18 protein-coding genes are annotated in these 23,113 nt (G+C 56.7%); 6 read left to right on the forward strand and 12 right to left on the reverse strand.

Features of this window, described 5'->3' with window-relative positions:
* Positions 1-59: 59 nt before the first annotated feature.
* On the reverse strand, positions 60-713 hold the full coding sequence (locus tag GTQ55_RS03820; RefSeq protein ID WP_161857538.1) for a DsbA family oxidoreductase: 654 nt from the start codon (positions 711-713) through the stop codon (positions 60-62).
* Positions 714-1,161: 448 nt separating this feature from the next.
* Between GTQ55_RS03820 and GTQ55_RS03825 the strand changes: the two genes are divergently transcribed.
* Positions 1,162-3,369 (forward strand): S9 family peptidase, encoded by a 2,208-nt coding sequence (locus GTQ55_RS03825; RefSeq protein ID WP_161857539.1) that lies wholly within the window; start codon positions 1,162-1,164, stop codon positions 3,367-3,369.
* 74 nt (positions 3,370-3,443) lie between these two features.
* On the opposite strand, the gene GTQ55_RS03830 is transcribed toward GTQ55_RS03825, so the two are convergent.
* A complete protein-coding gene (locus tag GTQ55_RS03830; RefSeq protein WP_161857540.1) occupies positions 3,444-3,695 on the reverse strand; it encodes an HP1242/YdcH family protein in 252 nt (83 codons plus the stop codon).
* Between the two features lie 348 nt (positions 3,696-4,043).
* Between GTQ55_RS03830 and pelA the strand changes: the two genes are divergently transcribed.
* Entirely contained in the window at positions 4,044-5,237 is a 1,194-nt protein-coding gene (gene pelA, locus GTQ55_RS03835; RefSeq protein WP_161857541.1) for a pectate lyase, read from the forward strand.
* Positions 5,238-5,367: 130 nt separating this feature from the next.
* On the opposite strand, the gene GTQ55_RS03840 is transcribed toward pelA, so the two are convergent.
* The 7 genes from GTQ55_RS03840 to GTQ55_RS03870 all read right to left on the reverse strand — a co-directional run bounded on the left by GTQ55_RS03840 (position 5,368) and on the right by GTQ55_RS03870 (position 14,840).
* A complete protein-coding gene (locus tag GTQ55_RS03840) occupies positions 5,368-6,387 on the reverse strand; it encodes a cytochrome d ubiquinol oxidase subunit II (protein WP_161857542.1) in 1,020 nt (339 codons plus the stop codon).
* The gene (locus GTQ55_RS03845; protein WP_161857543.1) at positions 6,384-7,763 is read right to left on the reverse strand and encodes a cytochrome ubiquinol oxidase subunit I; all 1,380 of its coding nucleotides are present in this window, start codon (positions 7,761-7,763) and stop codon (positions 6,384-6,386) included. Before GTQ55_RS03845 ends, GTQ55_RS03840 begins: the two co-directional genes overlap by 4 nt.
* Before the next feature lie 82 nt (positions 7,764-7,845).
* Positions 7,846-8,400, reverse strand: a complete 555-nt coding sequence (locus GTQ55_RS03850; RefSeq protein ID WP_161857544.1) for a GbsR/MarR family transcriptional regulator — start codon at positions 8,398-8,400, stop codon at positions 7,846-7,848.
* A gap of 127 nt (positions 8,401-8,527) precedes the next feature.
* Positions 8,528-9,409, reverse strand: a complete 882-nt coding sequence (locus tag GTQ55_RS03855) for a DUF1853 family protein (RefSeq protein ID WP_161857545.1) — start codon at positions 9,407-9,409, stop codon at positions 8,528-8,530.
* Positions 9,410-9,448: 39 nt separating this feature from the next.
* Positions 9,449-11,785: an autotransporter family protein gene (locus GTQ55_RS03860; protein WP_237567817.1), complete on the reverse strand. Its 2,337-nt coding sequence runs from the start codon at positions 11,783-11,785 to the stop codon at positions 9,449-9,451.
* Positions 11,775-12,524: an OmpW/AlkL family protein gene (locus GTQ55_RS03865; RefSeq protein ID WP_161857547.1), complete on the reverse strand. Its 750-nt coding sequence runs from the start codon at positions 12,522-12,524 to the stop codon at positions 11,775-11,777. The genes GTQ55_RS03860 and GTQ55_RS03865 overlap by 11 nt, the downstream gene beginning before the upstream one ends.
* 264 nt (positions 12,525-12,788) lie before the next feature.
* Positions 12,789-14,840 (reverse strand): VIT and vWA domain-containing protein, encoded by a 2,052-nt coding sequence (locus GTQ55_RS03870; protein ID WP_161857548.1) that lies wholly within the window; start codon positions 14,838-14,840, stop codon positions 12,789-12,791.
* A gap of 163 nt (positions 14,841-15,003) precedes the next feature.
* On the opposite strand from GTQ55_RS03870, the gene GTQ55_RS03875 reads away from it, so the two are divergent.
* Positions 15,004-15,762, forward strand: coding sequence for a helix-turn-helix domain-containing protein (locus tag GTQ55_RS03875; RefSeq protein ID WP_161857549.1), 759 nt, complete (start codon positions 15,004-15,006; stop codon positions 15,760-15,762).
* Between the two features lie 121 nt (positions 15,763-15,883).
* Here GTQ55_RS03875 and GTQ55_RS03880 read toward each other — a convergent pair whose 3' ends face one another.
* From GTQ55_RS03880 to GTQ55_RS03890, 3 genes are all read right to left on the reverse strand, one after another.
* Positions 15,884-18,502: a TonB-dependent receptor gene (locus GTQ55_RS03880; RefSeq protein WP_161857550.1), complete on the reverse strand. Its 2,619-nt coding sequence runs from the start codon at positions 18,500-18,502 to the stop codon at positions 15,884-15,886.
* A gap of 370 nt (positions 18,503-18,872) precedes the next feature.
* Positions 18,873-21,146, reverse strand: a complete 2,274-nt coding sequence (gene rnr, locus GTQ55_RS03885; RefSeq protein ID WP_161857551.1) for a ribonuclease R — start codon at positions 21,144-21,146, stop codon at positions 18,873-18,875.
* 285 nt (positions 21,147-21,431) lie between these two features.
* Entirely contained in the window at positions 21,432-21,641 is a 210-nt protein-coding gene (locus GTQ55_RS03890) for a cold-shock protein (protein ID WP_161857552.1), read from the reverse strand.
* A gap of 375 nt (positions 21,642-22,016) precedes the next feature.
* On the opposite strand from GTQ55_RS03890, the gene GTQ55_RS03895 reads away from it, so the two are divergent.
* The 3 genes from GTQ55_RS03895 to GTQ55_RS03905 all read left to right on the forward strand — a co-directional run bounded on the left by GTQ55_RS03895 (position 22,017) and on the right by GTQ55_RS03905 (position 23,107).
* Positions 22,017-22,208 carry a CopG family transcriptional regulator gene (locus GTQ55_RS03895; protein WP_161857553.1) on the forward strand — a complete coding sequence of 64 codons (192 nt, stop codon included), beginning with the start codon at positions 22,017-22,019 and terminating at the stop codon, positions 22,206-22,208.
* 162 nt (positions 22,209-22,370) lie between these two features.
* Complete coding sequence (locus GTQ55_RS03900; RefSeq protein ID WP_161857554.1) at positions 22,371-22,712, forward strand: zinc ribbon domain-containing protein YjdM; 342 nt, start codon at positions 22,371-22,373, stop codon at positions 22,710-22,712.
* 194 nt (positions 22,713-22,906) lie between these two features.
* Entirely contained in the window at positions 22,907-23,107 is a 201-nt protein-coding gene (locus GTQ55_RS03905; RefSeq protein WP_161857555.1) for a hypothetical protein, read from the forward strand.
* Positions 23,108-23,113: the final 6 nt, after the last annotated feature.

Genomic DNA, 23,113 nt, shown 5'->3' on the forward strand with positions numbered 1-23,113 from the left:
TGAGTGAAGAGCGAAGCGGTTCAGGCCAGTTTACAAAGAAATAGCTGGACGGTGGCGCATCAGGCGGTGGGTTCAGTCAACTGCTCCAGTTGCTGCTCAAAGGCGCTTACTTCCTGAGCGCCACTGATGGCGTATTCGTGATTGAACATAAACAGGGGGACGCCGCGGATACCCTGCATTTGGATCTGTTCTTCCCGGGCCAGAGTCTGCCGGGCGATGGCGTTGTCGTGCAGGGCTGCCAGCGCCTCTGTCCGGTCCAGCCCTACCGCTTCTGCGGCATCGAGCAACACATTCTCATGGTTGAGATTTTTGCCATGGGTGAAATAATCCTCAAACAGGCGCATTTGCAGCGCTGTCTGGTGCCCGGTGGGCTCTGCCCAGTGCAGCAGGCGGTGGGCCTGGTTGGTGTTATAGATGCGCATTTCGTCGGAGAAGTTGAACTCGAAACCGAGTTCGCGGCCAATCTCTGTCAACCGCTCTCTGTTCTCCGCGCTTTCCTCATTGGAGATGCGGTATTTGCCGGTGATATGTTCGCGCAGGTTTTCGCCGGCTTCCGGCATTTGCGGATTCAGCTCGAAGGGATGCCAGACGATATTGATATCGAACTGATCGGGGAATTTGGCGAGCGCCTGCTGCAGGCGTTGATAACCGATCACGCACCAGGGGCAGACTACATCGGAGACGATATCGATTCTCAGATAGCTTTTCGTCATCGCGGCGTGCCTTTTGTATTCTTTATGCCGTTATTTATCCCGACATAATGACCCGGGATTCTTGGCGTGTAAACACACGCTCGGGATATGTGGCGTTTTGCTTCTCGGAACGTTCCCCGCTGGGGAGGTGTCGACAGGATTTTGTACTGTGATGGCTCTGATTTCAGTGTATGTCAGTACTGTCATTCTGTAGTTTCTAGTGGCGTTTTCCAGGGTGAAATGTGAACTGTTTAACGCTATTTGAGGCCGAATCCCACAGTCGGTAGCTCAAAAAATGCCCTGGAGCTCCTGCGGCTCATGCCTGAGCCCATATGGGGCTCAACGTGCGTTCCTGTCACATCGCCGCAAATTCTGGCGCCAACTTGGCTGTCACTCTATCATTTCGTGCCTGAAATCAGGGGCTGCATCGGCAGTTTCTCCCGACAAATTCGAGATGATGAGTGCTTGCATGAAACGGAAACTGTTTTTCCTCCTGGGTTACGCGTTTGCCAGTTTTTCTACTGCCGAACAGCTGACCATCGACAGATTGTTCTCTGACCCCGCCCTGAGCGGCACCAGTCCCCGCGCACTGCAATATTCCCCGGACGGTAGTCGTGTGACTTTTCTCAAAGGCCGCGAGAACGACTACAACCGCTACGACCTGTGGGAGTACCGCCTGAAGGATGGCGAGACCCGTATGCTGGTGAATTCCGACAGGCTGCACAGTGGGGAAGAGAATCTCTCCGACGAGGAAAAGGCCCGGCGTGAGCGCCAGCGTATTTTCGGCAGCGGCATCATGGAATACAGCTGGTCGAAAGATGGTAAATCCCTGCTGTTTCCCCTCGCCGGCGATGTCTTCTACTACGACGTGAGTCGGGGTGAGCCGAAACGTCTGACAGAAACCGAGGCGTTTGAGACCGACGTACGGGTGTCCCCGAAAGGCCACTTTGTTTCTTTTATCCGCGACCAGAATATTTTTGTGGTGGACCTGAAAACCGGCAAAGAGCGCAAGCTCACTTCCGATGGCAAGGGCCCGATCAAAAACGGTATGGCCGAATTTGTGGCCCAGGAAGAAATGGACCGCATGACCGGTTACTGGTGGTCGCCGGACGAAAAACGCATTGCCTACCTGCAGGTTGATGAGAGCCCGGTGGATGAGGTGACCCGCAGCGAGATCTATGCAGATCGCATTGATATGATCAAGCAGCGCTACCCCGCCGCCGGTCGCCCCAACGTAAAAATCAAACTGGGCGTGCTCGATCTCGCCAGTGGTAAAACCCAGTGGCTGGACCTGGGCAAAGACGAAGACATTTACATTGCGCGGGTGAAATGGGCCCGCGACAACCTGCTTTCCTATCAATGGCAGAACCGCAGCCAGAACAAACTGGAGTTGCGCTTTGTGGATATTCCCAGCGGCAAGACTCGCGTGGCATTGGCGGAAACCAGTGATACCTGGGTCAACCTGTTCCACGACCTGCGCTTTCTGAAAAACAGCGACCGTTTCATTTGGGCCTCGGAGAAAGATGGCTTCAAGCACCTGTACCTGTACGATTTCAGTGGCAAGCAGCTGGCGCAGCTAACCGATGGTGAGTGGGCGATTGATGAGCTGGAAGCGCTGGACGAAAAATCCGGCAAGGTCTATTTCTCCGGCCGCAAAGATACGCCGCTGGAACGACACCTGTATGTGACCAACCTGGACGGCAGCGGCAAGGTTGAAAAAATCTCCTCCCGCGCCGGTATGCACAGTATCGAATTTGCCGACGATGCCTCCGGCTATATCGATACCTATTCCAACCCCACCACACCGGCTCAGGTCAGTCTGCACGGAAATGATGGCAAGCGCGTGACCTGGTTGCAGGAAAACAAGGTGGAGAAAGGTCACCCCCTGTATCCGTATATGAGCGATTGGATCGAGCCGGAGTTTGGGCAGATCAAGGCGCCGGAAGGGCACACCCTGTATTACCGCATGTACAAGCCCGCGGATTTTGATCCGAAGAAGGCCTACCCGGTAATGGTGTTCCTTTACGGCGGCCCGCACGCCCAGCTGGTGACCAACAGCTGGGACAGGCCGTTCAATCAATACATGGCGCAGCAGGGCTATGTGGTGTTCACTCTGGACAACCGCGGCTCGGCCAATCGCGGCAAGCAATTTGAGGATCCCATTTTCAAGAAAATGGGCAGTGTGGAAGTAGATGACCAGGTGACTGGCGTCAAGTTCCTGCGCTCCTTGCCGTTTGTCGACCCGGAGCGTATTGGCGTGTACGGGCACAGTTACGGCGGCTATATGGCGCTGATGAGCATGTTCAAGGCGGGCGATTATTTCAAGGCGGGTATCTCCGGCGCGCCGGTAACCGATTGGGGGCTTTACGATACCCATTACACCGAGCGTTATATGGGTAATCCCAATGAAGTACCCGAGGCGTACAAGGCATCATCGGTGTTCCCCTATGTCGACGGACTGAAGGGCCCGCTGCTGATTTATCACGGTATGGCGGATGACAATGTGTTGTTCACCAATACCACCCGCCTGATCAAGCAGCTGCAGGATAATGGCCAGCAGTTCGAGCTGATGACCTACCCGGGCAAGAAGCACAGCCTGCGCGGTAAGGAAACCCGCAAGCACTGGTACCAGATGATGAAGGACTTTTTTGACCGGCACCTGAAAAGCGAGCACTGAGCGCGGGGGATTTCGCGCAAAACGAAAAAAGGGGGCTTTGCCAGGCAAAGCCCCCTTTTTTATTCATACTGGCTTCACGTGGAGCCATTTCTACCAATGATTCTGTGGTACAGGCGATCCTTCATATGTGCCCGCCGGATTTTCATCTGGTTGAAGTGGTTGTCATCGGTGGTAACCCCTCGCTCCTCCAGACCCCGTATTTGTTTATCCAGCTTGTGGTAGCTGTCGCTCGTTGTACGGAACTCGAGGTCTTCATCGCGCAAGTGCCGAATGGTTTTGGCGTATTTTGGGAAGTCGGCGGCCAGTGCGTGAGAGGGTATTGCCATGGGCTTGTCTCCAGGTTGGCGGGTGAATGTTGATCTTTACCCTTGCAAGTCTAGTTTTTGATTGGAAAGTACGCCGGGAATCCAGGGGGCAGGATTGGAAAGATGGCAGGGAAGTGATCTTTTATAGAAAAATCCAAATGAGAAGCTATTGCGTTCGTAGTATCGCAGGCTGGACTCCCGCCCGATGATTGCGGGCTGTCATCGATGCTTCCTTAAAGCCGGGCCTGTTCCGGCTTTTTTGTGCCCGGGGCACCGGGCGGTTTCATCGCCAAGCGGCTTTTGCTACTATCGTTTTGGTCTTACCAAATAATGATTTCTGCCTGACAGAAGCCCGTAGCGAGCTCTTGCATGAAACTGCCCCATATACCGGCACGGTCCCTGCTGCTTTCCACCCTGATGCTGGTTATCTCTGGCTGTAGTGCCGAGGCCGGTCCGCTGGACTCGCTCCAGCCCGCCAGAACCATGGCGGAGTACCGGGCCATGTCGGAGCAGCTCTACAAGCTCGACCAGGCCGCGGTTAAGGCGGAAGCCAGGGCGGCGGGGCTGGACAAGTCGCCGAAACCGAACAAAGCCAAGCGCTTTGGTTTCGATGCGAAGCAGGCGGCCAAAGACAGCGCCTTTTTTGCCTCGGAGGAAGGGCGCCAGATCGCCGAGAACCTGCTTACATTCCAGACTCCGTCCGGAGGCTGGTCCAAGCGCACGGACATGAGTGTGCCGCGGGAAAAGGGCCAGCAGTTTGGTGTCGAGAAGGATTACGTTCCGACCTTCGACAACCTCGCCACCAGCACCCAGTTCTGGGTGATGGTGAATGCATGCAACAGCCTCAAAGAGACCCGTTACTGTGATTCCGCCGCGCGCGCGCTCAAGTACATCCTGATTGCGCAGTACCCCAACGGTGGCTGGCCGCAGACATTCCCGCTGCGGGGCAAGTATCACGATTACATCACCTACAACGACACCGCCATCACCAGCCTGCTGACCATTGTCGCCGCTGCGGCCAATGGCGACCCGCGCCTGGATTTTGTCCCGGACGAGCTGTGTGAACTCGCCGCAGGCAGCCTGCAGCGCGCGCTGGAAATGGTGGTGGCGACTCAGGTCGAAGTCGATGGCAAGCCGGCCATCTGGGGTGCGCAGCACGATGCGGAAACCCTTGAACCCACTGCCGCGCGCGCATTTGAGCCGGTCGCCCTGGCCTCCAGTGAAAGTGCGGACCTGGTACTGTTCCTGATGTCCCTGGAGCAGCCGCCGGAACCTATCCAGCAATCCATCGAGAATGCGAAGGCCTGGTTCGACAAGCACCGTATCGACGGTCTGCGCTACCGCCGTGACGGCAACCTGCCGTCACTGGTGCCGGAGGAGGACGCCGATCCGCTGTGGGCACGTTTTTACGACATCGACAGCGATCGCCCGGTATTCGGCGACCGTGACGGTAAAGTGTATTTTGATGTGGACAAGGTGTCCGAAGAGCGCCGGCGCGGTTACGCCTGGTATACCGAGCAGCCGTACAAGGTGGTAAAAGAATACCGCAAGTGGCAGCGGTAACCTGCCCCAAGGTGCGCTCCGCGAGTAACCCTTCCGGCACGCGAAAAAAAGCCCCCGGTTAATCCCGGGGGCTTTTTTTATGCGAAACACAGTGTCTAGTTTCTAGTGCCTAGTTTCTAGTGCCTGGTTTCTAGTGATAGTGCAGTTCCGTGGCCTTGCCGTGAAACACGCGGTAGGAAAAAGCGGTGTACAGCAGGATCACCGGCACAACGATCACCGCGCCCACCAGAATAAACTGCAGTGATTCCCGCGCACTGGCCGCTTCCCAGATATCCAGTTGTCCCGGCACAATCTCCGGGAAAAAACTGAAACCGAGCCCGCTAAAGCACAGCACAAAAATGCCCACGACAATTGCAAACGGCACCCCGCTGTGACGGTCTCCCGCCTTGGGCAGACGCCGCAGGAGAATGTCGTTGGCAATGAAGCCGATAAAGCACAGGGTGGGGATCAGAAGTACAAACATCACCAGCGGAAAGGTAAACCAGCGGTCGAACACGCCCGGGTTAACCAGCGGGTTGATCAGGCATACTGACACCACGCCGAGCAGAGACGCGCGTCCGGCTCTTTTGGTCCAGCGCACGGCCCGCGCCTGCAGGGATGATTCCGTTTTCAACACCAGCCAAGCCGCACCGATATAGCTGTAGGCGGCGGTAACCCCGAGGGCACTGATCCCACAGAACAGCAGCGCCGACAGGCTCTGGTCAAACCCCATCACATATTGCCCGAGCATGTAGCCCTGGGTGAGGGTGGTGATCAGCGAGCCGATTTTGAATGTCCTGTCCCATGCCAGCTTGTGGTCCACCGCCGCCTTGGCGCGGAAGTCGAATGCTACCCCGCGCATGATCAGTCCGATCAGCATGATCGCCACCGGAATATACAGCTGCATCAGAATCAGGCTGTGCGCTGCCGGAAACGCGATCAACAGCAGACCGATGGCCAGTACCAGCCAGGTCTCGTTCGCATCCCAGAACGGACCGATGGACGCAATCATGGTGTCCCGCTGCAGTTCATCCTGTTCGCCCATCGGCAACAGGATACCCACACCGAGGTCATAGCCGTCGAGAATTGCATAGGCCAGCACCGCGAGCCCCATCAGTCCGACAAATATCACTGGCAGCCAGTCGTTACCGTGGTTGATGACCTCGTTCATGCGTTACCTCCGACAGCGTGTGATTCCGGTAGATTGGTGAGACTGCCATCCGCCGCAGGTTCGTTGGTTTCAAACTCCTCGACGGTTACAGACTTGAGCGCCATCTGCTTCAGGGTGTGGATGTAGGCCCACATCAGAACGGCATACACGACGAGGTAGAGGCCGAGTGAAAGTCCAACGTTGGCCGGTGCCACCGGGGTGACGGCGTCAGCGGTTTTGAGGATGCCGGTCACCAGCCACGGCTGGCGTCCGACCTCGGTCACATACCAGCCCGCCAGCGTTGCCACCCAGCCGGAGAAGGTCATCGCCACCAGCAGTTTCAGAAAGCCGCGCGGCATCTGCGGCCTGCGCAACAGGTAGCAGCCGGCCCAGGCGGTGGCCAGCATCAGCAGGCCCACGCCGACCATGATGCGAAAGCCAAAAAACAGTGGTTTTACCGGTGGGTGGTCGTTTTCAAACGCGTTGAGCCCGCGTATTTCACCGTCGCTGTGATGGGTGAGGATCAGGCTCGCGAGTTTGGGAACGCCAAGGGCAAAGTGGTTGCTGCGGCTTTCCTCGTCCGGCACTGCGAACAGCAGCAGCGGCGCACCGCGTTCGGTTTCCCAGACCCCTTCCATCGCGGCAATCTTCTGCGGCTGGTGTTCAAAAGTATTGAGCCCGTGCAGGTCGCCCACAAATGCCTGCAACGGCGCCAGTACGGCGGCGAGAATCAGTGCGGTTTTGAGCGCGAGGCGGGGCGCCTGTTTTTCGTCGCCCTTGAGTATGCGATAGGCGGACAGGCCAGCGACAAAAAAGGAGGCGGTCAATCCCGAGGCCAGCAGCATGTGCGCGAGCCGGTAGGGGAATGAGGGATTGAAAATGACTTCCAGCCAGCTGGTGGCATGCACCACGCCATCGCGGATCTCATAGCCGGCCGGTGTCTGCATCCAGGAATTGAGTGCGAGGATCCAGAACGCGGAAAGTGTCGTGCCCACCGCCACCATCAATGCGGAAAAGGTGTGCACCTTGCTCGGTACCCGCTTGATGCCGAACAGCATGATGCCGAGAAATGTCGCCTCCAGGAAAAAAGCGGTGAGTACCTCATACCCCAGCAAGGGACCGGCGATATTGCCGACCTTTTCCATATAGCCCGGCCAGTTGGTGCCGAACTGGAATGACATGGTGATACCGCTGACCACGCCCAGGGCAAACGTCAGTGCAAACACCTTTACCCAGAAGCGGTACGCGCGCATCCATACCGGGTTGCCGGTGAAATCGAAGCGCAGTTTGAAAAAGAACAGAATCCAGCAAAGGGCGATGGTGATGGTGGGAAACAGAATGTGAAAGCTGATATTGGTGGCGAACTGGATCCGCGACAGCATCAGAGTGTCCAGCATAGGTACCTCATTGGCAGGTCGCGGCCAAACGTGACCGCGGACGGGTTACAGCGGGTGCTCGGAACGTATTGTGGTTTTCCCCTTAGGTTTTGGTTTTTTTGGCTTTGCTGCCGGCTTTCAGGTCCAGCAGCTTGTTCAGTCCTGAGCCCAGCTTCATCAACTTGGCCAGGTCCTTGTGCTCGAGTTTGCTGAGGGTATTGGCGAACTGGTCGAGCATCTCCAGCAGGCTGTAGACCTCCTGGATACGTTCCTGAGCCTGGGCTTCCTGCTCATCGCGCGGATCGCTCAGCAGCAGCTGGCGCAGGAGTGTGAGGGTCGGGTCCAGCTCCCGCTTGCGGCGCTCTTCAAAGACAGTGCGCGCGAGGTCCCAGATGGAGCCCGCCGCGGTGAAGTAGTCCTTGCGGTCCCCGGGTTGGTGGTGCAACTCGATCAGGCGCCACGCCTGTAATTCTTTCAGCCCCATGCTTACATTGCCGCGGCTGATTCTCAGGGCCTCCGCCAGCTGGTCGGCATTCACCGGTTCCGGGTGAATCGTGAGCAGGGCAAACATCTGGCCCACGGTGCGGTTGAATCCCCAGCGGCTACCCATTTCGCCGAAGTGCAGTACAAAGGCCTGAGCCTGACTGGATAGTTTCATTTTCTTTATAACTTTCAGAAATTTCTGAAAATTGTAAACTTCAATTGACCTGTGTCAAGGACCGGTGAGAAATCAGTGGCCGCTGAGGAGGAGAGGAGGTCGGTTTTGGCTGGGATACGGCGAGCGTTCAGATCGCCTGCAGGGCTCTTGCGTGCCAGTCATCGGGCACAATAAAACCACGGCTGACCTCGGTACCGCCGGCCATGGCCGCCACGCATATCGGACCGCGGTCACTGAGCATTCCTTGGAAATGCTCTGGTTGCAGCCCGGCCGGGCGGTCGGGGAGGGCGTTGCAGGGCGCGAGCCAGGCCTGTTTGGGCAGTTGCAGCCAGCGCCAGTCCCGGGAGGAAAAGGCGGTGCAGAACCTCTCGGTATCTGCCCACCAGAAATTGTCTGCGTCGGACGTTGCGTTGCTTTTTAGTACGGTGCTGTCCAGTGCGGTGAACAGCCGGCCCGGCACGCGAGTCCATTGCCGGTCGAGCTTTATTCCTGACTCCCGCAAGACCGCTTGCGCGGTTTCTGTATCGACGATGGGCAGCTGGTGCTCGGCCATTCGCGCCAGTTTGATATCCAGCCGGTCCCGCAACCCGGGCCCCACCCAATAATCATCGACATGAAGGTAGAACTTTACCGCTACCTCCCAGTGCTCCACCGCGCTATCTGGAATATGACGTACGACAAAGTCCAGTTCCCCCAGGGTTTTTCCGTGATCGCGAATCGGCAGGTTGTGGGCGAGAAGCACGTAGTCCGGGTGGTGGTCGAAGATGAACTTCCAGAGGGATTCAAAGTAGGCGCCGAGACGGTGGTTCTGCAGTTGTTGCAACTGAAGGAGTAGTTGCGGCTCGAGCCGTGTCCGGGTCTGTGGGTCAGAAAAATACTGCCACAGTGGTGAGAGCCGGGATTCTGGCAGCCAGGGTAAGGATGCCTCTGGTGTTATATCCGGGCACTTGAGTGCCCAGACCAGGTTGTCCCAGTGGTTGGGGGTGGCAGAGGCGGTCGAGTCGATCATGTCGCCAGTATAGGGAAGCGGGCGTGGCGATGTAATCCGCTACCACTTAAAGCGAAAGCCAAGGGTCAGGCTCGTCTCGTAGCTATCCCCAAAATTTTCAAAGCTGGTCGCGTAATCCAATTCTCCGTAAACCGAGCAGCGGTCGCCACACTGGTCGTAGGTAAAGCCAACACCTACCTGCCCCCACCAGTCGTCGCGGGACTGATACAGTGAGGTGCCGGAGACTTTCACTTCTGTCTCATCGTCGAAGTAATACAACGTGTTGGCAATCGCGTAGAGGCCGATGCGTTCGAGCAATAGGTTACCGTACATATTGCGGTTGATCCGCTGGCTCACACGCTGCTCAAACGCGACACCCAGGCGGCCAAAACCGCCGTGATTATCGGTGTCTTTCAAGTGTGCGCCGAAAGGGTCCCGGTTATCGTCGATATCTTCCGCGTTGTATGCCAGCTGGAGCTGGGGAGTGAGGGAGTAAAAGTCGCACAGCTTGAAACTGTGCCCGCCTTCAACAGAAAAATTGAAGCCGACGGCATCATTGCCGGTACCGAGATACCAGAGTTCGTGGGAGTACAGGTCTGAATCGAACCAGTTGAACTGGGCCTGTACGTCCACATAAGTGCTCTCACTGCCGTACCAGGTCAAGGTGCTGCCGATACCCCAGTTGTCGGTGCGAATGTCACCGTGGCCAAAAAAGCTGTCCAGCTCTGTGCTGCCGTAGCCGTACTGGGCGAACACGCCGAATATCAGACGACCGCGATAAACGGCGGGGTCGAATGAAAAGTCCGCGCCTACCTGAATCTGGCCAAAATCCTGCTGCCACTGGGCATGGGCCGTCGATTCCTCCGGGGCGTTATCGCTGTACTCCGAGTTGCCTCGCACCCACAAGCCGCCACCATCAATGGCGCGTTCGATTGCGTTGCCGTAACAGCAAATACCGCGATCACGGTGGCTGGTGCCGGCCCAGAAACGGTTGCCTACGCGCTTTCGCAGCGTGGTTGGCCGGTTCATGCGGCGGATGGCCTGTGCATACGTTTCGTAAAGCACAGCGCCGGGCTGCCAGCGGGGAATCAGTTCGCCGCCGCCGTTAAAGGGATCTTCGAGCGTCGAGCGCAAATACCAGGTGCCATCATCCGGATCGTCCACACCGCCGCGATACAGGCTGTAACCGTAGGCCCCGCCCACGGTAGCCGGGCGCCCGTCATATCCCAGGTAGTCGCCACTCAGGATAAACGCTCGCCGGGGATTGTCGCCCTCGACCTGGATAATGGGAATGCCATCGCCTGTGGTGGCTGCGCCATCCCCATCCGCATTGAAGATACGCACGAACGTTCGTCCAGCGGCATCCCCTTCGATGCGCAGGAAATCTGTAGGAGCGTTGTCGCCTGCGAGTCGGGTATCCATCCACAGGCGCCCGTCGCGACCAAAGTAATCGCCAAATCGACCGTCAGGGTGACGTGTAATATCAAGGCGGTTGAATTTATTATTCTGCAACAGCAGGGTGCCCGCATTGTGCACGTCACCCGATATGGTCATTTGGGGCCCTACTGGCTCCAGAATGCCACCAAATCGGATGTCCAGCCCCAGCAGCTGCTGGCCATTGCGTCCGCCGCCAACCTCCAGGCTGTTGGACATACGCATCCGCGAGCTTCCATTGATGATGATCTGTTCCCAGTTACGTAGCAGTTCGCCATCCACCAGGTGATCCAACTTGAAACGAAGGGTGTCAATGAAACCATCATCGGCGGTAAGGTCATCTCCCCCATCCAAAATGGCTTCGCCTTCGTAGGCATAGGCATCGATCTCGATATAGTCGGAGCCATCACCCATATAGACTTCGTTGACAAGCCCTTCATCGAAGTAAAAGGTATCGTCTCCTGCCCCCATGTTCAGCGACCTGAATATAAAGCCGCCGTCGAGCAGCATGTAGTCTGCGCCGGTGCCGGTATTTAATTCGAAAATGAGGCCATCGTAGACTTCGATGTAATCATCGCCCGCACCGGTATCCAGGCCGCCACCCAGATAACCACCAATTTCTGAGTCCCGTATATCCATGATCACGGTATCGTTGCCATCGCCGGTAATCAGGTCGGTTTCTATTTTTGCGCCATTGATTTCGACCTGGTCATCTCCAGAGCCGGTATCCAGCGTGCCAATCGTTCCGCCATCCAGCGTGAGCGTATCGTCCCCTTCAAGACTGCTGACGTTGGCACCGGCGGCATCGTTATCTTCATCGCACAGAATCTGATCCGGGCCGGCGGTGCCGATGTTACCGGGTGTGCAGTCTGCGAGGGACGTGAGCGGCAGGAACAGCAGGAACGGCAGGACGACACCTGCCCACAGCCTCATGCGTCTGCCAGATGGCAACTCAGAATTCATAGGTCACGCCCAGATTCAGGGTCCAGGGGTTGGTTTCAAAGTCCGAGTAAAGGCGGTCGTATCCGGGTTCTGTTGGGTAAGTGATGACCCCGTCTGTGTCGGCGTCGGTATACATCACGGCGGCATTGATCAGCCAGGAACGAGCGATACCGCGCCCAAGGCGCCAGTCGATTCCCAGCTGCGCACTGGCACCCCAGGAGTGTCCCATACCGAATTTGGCGAGCCCGTTCGATAGCCCGCTACCCATCAGGTATCGCTGAAATTCCGGGTTCAATTCATCATCGTAAAAATCGGAGTAGTTTACGCCGATACCGAGGTAGGGTTGACCGAGGCAGTCCAGATCGGCCATGTACCAGTTCACGAACAGGTTGGCCGATGACATGGAGAAGCGGCCGAAGTAAATATTGTCACGCCCCGGGTAAGCGCGAAAGTTTTCCAGCCGCAGCGAGTGGTCGGCGTCGCCCACATAGAGCAACTCCAGACCTAGATAAGGCAGGGGCCGCCAGACACCGGAGACATTCCAGGTGGTATCGTCCTCGATATCCCATTTCGTCCGGTACAGGTCCCAATCCTGCAACAGGTAATATTTCAGGGAGGTGGCGTCATCATCGGGATAGACGAAGCTTGCGCCCAGGCGGACATAGAATCGTTTCAGGTCCACATCCGAGACAGGAATCTGCGCATTCGCAAATACTGGGAACAGAAACATCAGGATTGCGGCCAGCCTGAGCTTTTTCATCGTTAACTCCGTTTAACACCGATTGACTGCCGCGATACTGCTTATGGTTGAAATTTCGCGTTGGCGTGTCAAAAGCCTTGTGATGGCGCGGCAATTATTTAAATTGGAACTGCCGGGGAAAATCTGAAAACACCTGTAAAAATAGCATGGAGTGGGCATGTTGCAGGGCAAATACTGACTGCTTGATAGCGGCTGGTTTTTAGGATGGTAGAAAGGGCCCAGAAGGGCCCGTTGCCAATTAACCCGGTGCGATTAATACAGTCGTCAGCCCCGTTTTTTTCGAAAAAAGATAACAAGCAGCAATAGCAACATCAGGATCGGACCGGCAGAACCACCACTGCTGCGGGGGTAGGCGCGGGAGCCATTGAAGGCCGGCTGGGCGCTGTCCTGTCGGTGATCCTGTATCGGTGCCGCTTCACGATTCTGGCGCGCCGCTCTTTCCCTATCGACCCGCGCCTTGTTGTTGCGCTTGATGCCCTGTTGTTCAAATACCTGCTCCTCTACAACGACCAGTGAGGTGTAGGGCGTTACCAGGCCATGCTCCACGGCAAGGTCCACAATGGCATCTTCGCTGTCGGCATCGTGGCCCAGGTAATCCATTTTGTTCTGGATATCTTCGATGGTGGCGTATGCCCACAGACGTTCCAGCTCGGGATTGCGCGTATCGGTGGCAGGGAACTTGAGATCTGAGGTGTAGTGCACCTCGCGCTCGGAGACCTTGCCGTCGATGGTGAGTTTTGCTGCGCCGTCGCCCCAGTAATGTCCGAATACAATCAGCTGCTGACCGCGGTAGAGGGAGCCGATGCGCTGTGGTGTCAAATCGCGCACTTTGACCCCGGAAATCCTTACGTCGATATCGCGGTAAGACTCATGCCGCAATTTGTCTGCCGCCTGGACCAGCCGCCCGGAAATATCGTCGCTGTTGGAGATGGCCATGGCAAAACCGTTGGATACGCGAGCCATGCCATCCAGTAGTGGTCGGTTGGCGCTGTTCCCCATAACGAAAGTGAACAAACGTATGTCGTGTTGCTCGAGCAGCTTGAGGAACGCCTTCTTCGCGGTTACCCCCACATTGGCCACGCCATCGGTTACCAGGATCACCGCACTGGGACGATCTGCATCCAGTTGCTCGTAGGCGGACTTGAGGCCGGCAAACAGGTTGGTGCCGCCACTGGGCTGCAGGGATTCAAGCTGCTGCAGGTAACGGTTTACATTGCTGTCGGTTACCGGAACAAAACCGCTCGTCAGATCCTGTGCCTGATCGTTAAACAGCACTATGCGAAAGCGGTCTGTTGGCGGTAGTTTGCCCAACCCCTTGCGTACTCCCTCGGCAAGGCTGTGATACTTCCCGGCCATGGATCCCGACATATCCAGTACAAAGGTCCAGTCCCTGCCCTGACTGGCCGTACCCAGGTCATCGCCGGGTGTCAGTGTCAGCATGAATGTGCCTCGATCACTGCCCTCGGGGCGATAGGTCACCATATCGACTGCGCCCGGCAATCCCTGCTGGTGGCGCCAGTAAACAACGATGTCCTTGTCGAGCGTGAATGCACTGCCGGAAGTTGGTGGGGCTGGCTGTGCCTGTCCCTCTTCGTTAGTGACAACAGCGCTGCCCGCGGTATTCGCGAACGCCGCTTTCCATTCCTGTCCGGACTGTTGCTGTACTTGAGCCTGTGGATGTGCCGGCAACAGGAACTGATCGATGGGATAGGAAGAGCGCATGCTCAGGTTGAAACTGAACGCCTCCTGCACATGCTCCTGATAGGTGAAGAAGGCCATGCGCTCCTCGTCCACACCGCCTTCTTCCAGTGGATAGACATAGCGCCCTATACCCAGTTCGGCATGTACAGGCTGTATATACACCAGGCGGATACGCACCGTATCGTTGGGCTGCACCGGGTAGACGCGGCTATCGAAGCTGCGGTACTCGTCCTGCTCGGTCAGTGCCGTTCTTCTGCCCTGCGCTTTTTCCTGCTCGTACAGGGTGCGTGCCTGCTGCTTCGGCAGCACCTCGCCCGTCACCGCATTGCCGTCGATCCAGTAGGTGAACTCGCCTACCGATGCTTTCTCGGGGACGGGAAAACTGTAAACCGCTTCGAGCGCACGGTCGTTCGGGTTGTAAAAGGTCTGGTCTACTTCCGTGATGGCGTAGCCGTCGTCGATCACCACGTTCACGTGATGCTCCCTGATTTCCAGGGCGGGTAGCGAGCCGTCTGCGGGTGTCAGCAGGCCGGCAGCTGCCACAAGCTGGGGTGCGAGCGCTCCCAGCAGCAGACAGCTGAACCAGTGAATGGGCTTCTTCCATAATCGTTGCATTATCGGTTCCTCCGGATGCCATCTTGGGCGGGAAAGAAAAACGCGCCGGGATCGCCCGGGCACCGGAGTATTTAGTGCTAGGGGCTCACAATAATCACCCGAAAACGGTAAAGTCGCGTTATATGGTTCCAAAAGTACTGAATAACGATACCTTGGTGATGTGATGAGCCAGACACAGGCACTGATGAAGACGCTCAAGCGCGAGTTGAAGGCGAGGGGGGTGACTTATGCCGAGGTCGCAAAACGGCTGCAGTTGTCCGAAAGCAGCATCAAGCGCCTGCTCAGCGGTGACACTCTTTCTGTGGTTCGGCTAGAGAGCTTGTGCGAGATTGCCGGCATGGACTTCTCCGACCTGATACGCAAGACCAGCGAAGCCCGTCGCGGTATCACAACACTGACAGAGGAGCAGGAGCGCGAGGTTGCCGGCGACCCGCACCTGTTGTTGGTAACGGTGTGCGTCCTCAACCACTGGACTATCGAGCAGATACTGCAGACCTACGAGCTCAGCGAGCCGGCATGTACCCGGCTACTGGCCAGGCTTGACCGGCTGAAACTGATCGAGCTGCTGCCCCTTAACCGTTACCGGTTGATCGTCGCCAAGGAATTCCACTGGTTACCCGGTGGACCCATCCAGAAATTCTTTCGCAAAGAAGTGCAGCCGGACTTTCTCGATTCGAACTTTGCCGGCCCCGGCGAGAAAATGATATTCCGCACCGGCATGCTTTCGCGCGCAGCCAATGCCGAGCTGATGAGGCGGATGGATCGGCTGCTGGAGCAGTTTCACGAACTGCATGACGCGGATACCAGCCTGGCACTGGATGAGCGTTTTGGGTCCAGCCTGATGGTGGCACTGCGACCGTGGGAGTTACAGCACTTCAGCCGGTTGCGGCGGCGGGATATGGAGAAAGTGTTTCCCGAGTAAGCGCTTCCGGATTGGCTTGCAAGTCTTTGTTGCCTCAGCCGTCGCGACTGTTGAGGAGGGGGAGAGGAGAGGGGAGGGCCTAAGCCCTCCCCCGAATTGACCCCGCGTAGAATCCTACGGGTTAAAAGCTATAAGTCATCTTCCCGTAGACGAAACGGCCGCGTGGGTCATGCTGGCTGGAAACATAACCGTAAAGATCCGAGTCACCGTCGCCAATCGCGAAGGGTGGCTCTTCGTCGAGTGCGTTGTCGGCTCCGAGGCTGAGAACCATATTTTCAAAGCCGGTGTAACGGGCCTGCAGGTTCAGCGTCATGAACGAATCGACGATGCGCGAGCGGTTGGTGTCGTAATCCAGGGTGCCATCGAAATCGATGTCGGGTGTGTCTTCGAATTCACCGATGTAATTCAGCCCGACAGTGAATGCGAAGGTGTCCCGGGTCCAGTCAGCGGAAGCAGCCCAGCGGTGTTCAGGGTATTCATACTCACCGGCCAGGTCCCGTTTCAGGAAACTCTCGCCGGAGGAATCCAGTTCCACTCGCTCGAACTCGGTCAGGTAGGAATAATCCAGGCGCAGGCCCAGGTCGCCGCCGGCGACCGTGAGTGCGGAGTACACCATGCTCAGGTCGATACCGGAAACGGTCTGCTCACCAATATTGATAAAGCCGCTATTGATGGACTGCAGCGAGCCGAGGGATTCGCCGGGCAGCGGTGTGGAACGCACACACACGGTGCTGTTCTGATCGTTACAGAATTCACTGTACAGGTAGCCGAAGGGTACCTCGTCGATCTTGCCTTCCTGGGTGATGCTCCACAGGTCCACGGACAACTGCATGTTATCCACAGGCTTGATGACGGCACCGATATTGAATGACTCGGACTCCTCCGCTTCCAGATCCGGGTTACCGGAGAAAACGATGTTGTAGTCGGTGCTGGCACAGTAGGCGTCATTGATCGCGCAGCCGTAAGTGTCGGTGAAGAACAGCGATTCCTCGGATGGGCCAAGGCCGATCTGTGCCAGGGACGGCGCACGGAAGCCGGTGCCCCAGGATGCGCGCAATGACAGTTGTTCACTGGCGGTCCACAGCAGGTTGGCCATGGGGTTTGTTGTGCTGCCGAAGTCGCTGTAATCGTCGAATCGGCCAGCCAGTGTCAGATCCAGATTGGCCGGTAGCGGAATGGCAAATTCCACAAATGCCGAGCTGATATCGCGGCTGGCAGAGGCGGAAACCGACTCGGTACCGAAAATCAGGCCGCGCTGGAACTGGTCGTCGGGAATATCGGAGGCTTTTTCTTCGCGATGTTCAAGCCCCGCCGCCATAGCAATGGCGCCATTGCTGGTATCAAACAGTTCACCATTGATGGTGAAGTCTACGCTGCGCAATTCTGATTTACCCTGGCGCACCAGGCTGGTGGTGATGGCGTCGATCACGGATTGTGGATTCTGCACGCCGCCAAACGGGTTGTAGCGGCCCGCATCAATTTCTTCCTGCAGAAAATCCGTCCGCACCCAGCCCTGGGAGCGGTCGCCGCTCTGGGTGGATTCACTGCGTGAGCGCTGCACCGAGGCCTCCCAGTCCCAGTCTGCAATACTGCCGCGCAGACCGAAAACACCACGCAGGTTGTCGGTTTCAATGTCCCACTGACGTGCGCCCGCGTCGACGGTGCGATAGCGGCCGACACCGATACTGGTGGCTCCGGCAAATGGATTGTTCGGGTGGTTGATCGGCACGGTCAGCCCGGCATCCTCGTCCAGTGGTGTGGGTGCGCCCTGGGCGATGGAGGTGTTGTGCTGTACCGCCAGTTCACTGAAGAACTCCAGGTTGTCGGTCAGCTGCGCATGACCCAGCATAAGCACGCCGGTGCGCTCGGATTCCGGAGTCAGGAGTGTCCAGGGGCCGTAGTCGTACACGCAGGTCTGGCCGAACGCATTGCCGTCCGGGCAGTTGGGGTCGATGGTGGTTTCGCCATCGACGATAAAGCGGCCCGGATAGCCGCGCGAAGAGCGGAAGTCCATACCGCCGCGGAAGGACTGGTCTGCAGTATCCAGGCCGTTCCGTTCTACGCTGGCAAGCGTCGAGTTTGTGTGGTGATCAAAAATCACCGTGAGGTTGGCGTCGTCGCTATTGATGCCCCAAACAGCGGATACCGATTGCTCGTCGTAACCATCGGCACCACCGTAGTCCACGGCAATTTCGGTGCCTTCAAAATCCTTGCGCAGAACCAGGTTGACCACACCGGCGACCGCGTCGGAGCCATAAATCGCGGAGGCACCGTCTTTCAACACTTCCACGCGTTCGACTGCGGCAATCGGAATTGTATTTATATCGACAAAGTTTGTGGTGATGCTCTCGGCAAAGGCGCTGATGGCCACGCGCTTGCCGTTCACCAGTACCAGTGTGGCATCGGCACCCATACCGCGCAGGCTGACAGCTGCGGCGCCATTGGCGGTGGAGTCCTGGTTATTCCCGCGGGTGGAGAAAGTGCCATTACCCGCTGCCGGGTTTTTTTCAAACATCTGCTGCAGGTTGGTGTAGCCCGCTTTTTCCAGGGCCTCGCGATCCATCACCTGGATTGGTGTTGCCGTCTCAAACTCGGCATTGCGCTGAATACGGGAGCCGACAACCGCGACTTCCTCCATCGCACTTTCCTCAGCGGCGAACAGGGTCTGCGGAACGGCAGTGGCGGTCGCGGCCAGAATGGCGCTGGATAAAACATTGCGGCGTGATAATGATCTTTTCATGGTGATTGCTCGTCCATTTGCTGTCTTTATTATTGAATGACCAAAATCACCTGGTCATTCAGGTGCGTGGACAACATTATCAACGGGCATTTTTTTAAGCAACGAGGTTGCGGCAAGACGAATATTATTAAAAGACTATTTTAATTTGGTGCGCAATCTTAGTGTGAAAGGCTTTTCAGAATTTGGATGTTTCAGGCGACATCGGTCTGAAGCTGGGGGGAGAAGCTGGGGGGGGAGAGGCTGACTGCGCGCGATCCGATGGGGTACTTGATACTCGCCAAATGAGCCGTGGCCAGGCTGCTTGTCCATAGGTGTGAATCACCAATGGACAAGCGCTGCCCGTTGACCGGCAGTTGCTGGCTGCCGGTATTTAGTCGGCGAGTGCCAGTTCTATTTTGCGGCGCTCCATGTCGACACGCACAACGCGCACCCTGACCGTATCGCCGAGGGCGAAGCTGCTGTTACCGCGTTCGCCGATAAGGCGCTGCTTGCCGGCATCAAAATGGTAAAAGTCCTTTTTCAGTGCCGAAATATGCACCAGCCCTTCAACCTGAATATCATTGATCTCGATAAACAGCCCGAAGCTGGTGACACTGCTTACCAGTCCTTCAAAAGTATCGCCAACAAAGTCCTGCATATACTCGCACTTCAACCAGGCTTCTACGTCCCAGCTCGCCTTGTCGGCGCGACGCGATGCACTGGAACAGTGTACTGCCAGGCTCTGCATTCCGGTCTTGTCGTACGGGTAGCTTTTGCCCTCGGTGAGAACTTCCGCTTTCTCGAACCGTTGTACTGGTGCCTTGCCTTTGCCGAGGACGAATTTCAATGCACGGCGTACCGGGTTGCCTTGTTGCGGCTGGCGGATCACGGAGCGAATGGCTCTGTGTACCAGCAGGTCCGGATAGCGGCGAATGGGCGAGGTAAAGTGCGCATAAGCGGAGTAGGCGAGGCCAAAGTGGCCGCGATTTTCCGGGCTGTATTCCGCCTGGCTGAGCGAGCGCAGCATCATGGTGCGAATGGTTTGCGCATCGGTGCGGTGTCCAATGTTACTCAGCAGACGGTCGTAATGCGCGGGGGAAGGCTTGTCGCCCCCCGCCAGCTTGAGACCTTTCTCGCCAAGGAATGCGCGCAGGGCGGTCAATTTTTTGTCCTGCGGGCCTTCATGCACCCGGTACAGCGCAGGTATTTTCTGCTTTTCCAGGAAGTCCGCGGTCGCCACATTGGCGCTCAGCATGAATTCCTCAATCATCTTGTGTGCGTCGTTCCGTATGACCGGGACGATACGTTCAATCTTGCGGTTTTCGGTGAACTCGAACTTCACTTCCGGCTTTTCAAAATCCATTGCGCCGCGTTTTGTACGCGCTTTCTTCAACACCGAGTACAGCTGGTGCAGGGCATGGATATGCGGCGCTGTTTCTTGCAGCTTCTGTGCAGTCTGGCGTCCCTGTCTCGAATTCGGTGCGGTGATGAACGCGTTTACCTGGTTATAGGTAAGCCGGGCATGCGAGTGGATAACGCCCTCTGAAAAGGTGTAACCGGTCATCTTTCCGGACTTGTTGATGGTCATTTCACAGACCATCACCAGGCGGTCTACGTGCGGATTGAGCGAGCACAGGCCGTTGGAGAGGGATTCCGGTAGCATGGGTACCACGCGGCCAGGGAAATACACGGAGGTCGCGCGCACCTGCGCTTCCTCATCGAGAGCACTGCCCGGCGCGACATAGTGGGAAACGTCCGCAATAGCCACCAGCAAGCGCCAGTTGCCTGAAGCGGTCTTTTCACAGAACACCGCATCGTCAAAGTCCTTGGCGTCTTCACCGTCGATGGTGACAAACGGCAGTGCTCTCAAGTCGGCGCGGTGCAGTTTGTCCGCCTCGGGAACTTCGCTGCCGAGCCGTCTGGCTGCACGAATCGCTTCCTGTGGCCAGCTATGGGGGATGTCATGACTGCGGATCGCCACATCGATCTCCATGCCGGCACCCATGGCATCCCCGAGCAGCTCGGTTACGCGACCAAAGGCATTGTAGCGGTGGTTTGGATAGTCGATGACTTGCACATATACATACTGCCCGGGTTTTGCGCCCATCAAATGATCGCGGTCCAGGTCAATTTCGTGAGCGATGCGCGTATTTTCCGGCTGCAGAAAGTAGTCGCCATCTTCACATTGCAAACGCCCCACCAGGTGAGTGGTTTTACGTTCGAGAATATTGACGATAACGCCGGTCTTGCGACCGCGGCGGTCTTCGCCACTAACGCGGGCCTGAACGAGATCACCGTCGAATACGGTCAGCATTTCGTTGTCAGAAAGAAACAGGTCTTCGCTGGTATCTTCACTGGTCAGGAAACCGAAGCCATCCGGGTGGCCGATAACACGTCCGCTGATCAGATCTTCCGGCTTTAACAGGCTGTAGCCCTCGCGGCGATCGAACAGGATCTGCCCGTCGCGTTCCATGGCGCGCAGGCGGCGACGCAGGGCTTCTTTCTGCTCATCACTGGAGAGTTTCAGGACTTTGGCCAGGCGTTCCCGGTCGAGCTTTTGCTCGCCTTTATCCAGCAGGCTCATAATGAATTCGCGTGCGGGAATAGGGTGGCTGTATTTTTTTGCGTCTTCAGGATTAAACGCAGCTATTGGGGCTTTGCTCATAATGTTCTCTTGGAGAAACCGCCAATAAGATTGCGCTCGGTAAAAACTTGAGTGATGTGTCAGGGCAGATCAGGTGTTACTCGGCAAGGTATGCAGGCGGATAACGCGCGACGGCGTTGGGGGTAAAACAAGAAGGTATTCAATTGGCGTTCAGTTTGAATGCCGGTCTTTCAGCCTGAGGTACCGGTAAGGGTACCTCGGCGAGAGTGGCGACAGTGCGTTTACCGCAAAGGCCACTCAGCTGCGGACCAGTGACTGGTCCGCTATCGTTGCAACCGTTTCGGATCAGGCGCAAACAATATTTTCAGCTTGCGGGCCTTTCGGGCCCTGGGTCACGGTGAACTCAACGGCCTGGCCTTCGGCCAGGGTCTTGAATCCAGAGCTTGCAATGGCGCTGAAGTGTGCGAACACATCGGGGCCAGATTTCTGTTCAATAAAGCCAAAGCCTTTGGATTCGTTAAACCACTTAACAGTGCCGGTAGTAGTGTTGGACATGATAATTTCCTGTAAACAAATATGGGTACGCCTTCATGAGGCATGAATAGCAAAAAAAAGACTGGAATTTAGATGCTACAGGACGAAGACGGACTGCTACGACGAAACTGAGGATTTAAACAAGAGGCTTACTTTTTAACTATTGTCACTGTAGGGCCACGTTTGAACTAAGTCAAAGCTTTTCTTATACCCTTTATTTGAGAGCAGGTGGATAACCAGTCATATTCAGGCCTTTCGCTGCCCCCAGTCGTCCACCTCCGATGGCCTGTGGCGCCGCGATAGACTCTTCGCGGGGAGGCGCGGCGGAGGGATTCCTCAGGCTATCCTTTTGCCATTACAATCAGATTGTAATGCTTTGATGTATGGGATTGTTCCGTGGAAACCAAGACTGCACGTTTTACCGTATTGCTCGACCCGAGGAAAAAGAAGGCATTTGAACAGCTTTGCGCCTCCCAGGACCTGACGCCCTCGCAGGTGACCCGCCAGTTGATCCGCAAGTACCTAGAAGAACACGACATTGATTTTCTGAGCGAGGAACCGCCGGAAGAGAAGGCCCACAAGCGCTAGTCTCCCATTAGCAGCCACCATCTTGTGGGCTTTGGGCATGGGCTGTCACAGCACAGACAACCCCAATAACGACCCTGGCGGAGATTATCACCGCATTATAATGTTGTTATAATGCGCCGCTAAGCCGCCAGGCTGTATCTGTATCATGCTCAGGAGATGTCGATGAGTTCCACCTTACCCCCCTGTCCTAAATGTGACTCTACCTACGTGTATCAGGATCAGGAGATGCTGATCTGCCCGGAATGCGCCCACGAATGGAACCCCTCCGAGGCTGCCGTGGATGAAGACGCGCTGGATATCCGGGATGCAAATGGCACCCCGCTGGCGGAAGGGGACAAGATTACCCTGGCGAAAGACCTGAAGGTCAAAGGATCCTCCCAGGTACTCAAGATCGGTACCAAAGCGAAGATCAAGCGCCTGGTGGATGGTGACCATGACCTGGACTGCAGGGTCGATGGCGCCGGCGACATGATGCTCAAGTCCGAGTTCGTGAAGAAGGCGTGATTGTCTTTCGGGACCTTCACACCCTTGCGCGGCGCGTCGTAACGCGGCCCGCGTGCGTTAGGTAGCGGCAGGGCGCGCACACAAAAGATCTGTCACTCACCGGTCACTCTTTTCCGCGGCGTTTTAACGTTTTGCATGTAAAAAAGACTACCTTTTCTATCGTCGAATTCACTGCGGAGAGAGCGGAGAGAGCAATGGCGTCTTTGGAAGAAATGGAGCTGGATAAGCACCGGGAGACGCTGCGACAAGACATTGATAAGTTGGTGGATAAATACCTCAGGGAAATAGAGTGGAGTGTCCCTGATGTCGATGAGCAGCGCGCGCGGGAGCTGATCCTCGCCGAAATTGAACAGCATGTTAAGACGTTGCGTGGCGGATCGTCGCTGACGGCCTAAACCACG

The sequence above is a fragment of the Microbulbifer hydrolyticus genome (assembly GCF_009931115.1).
Taxonomy (GTDB): Bacteria; Pseudomonadota; Gammaproteobacteria; order Pseudomonadales; family Cellvibrionaceae; genus Microbulbifer; species Microbulbifer hydrolyticus.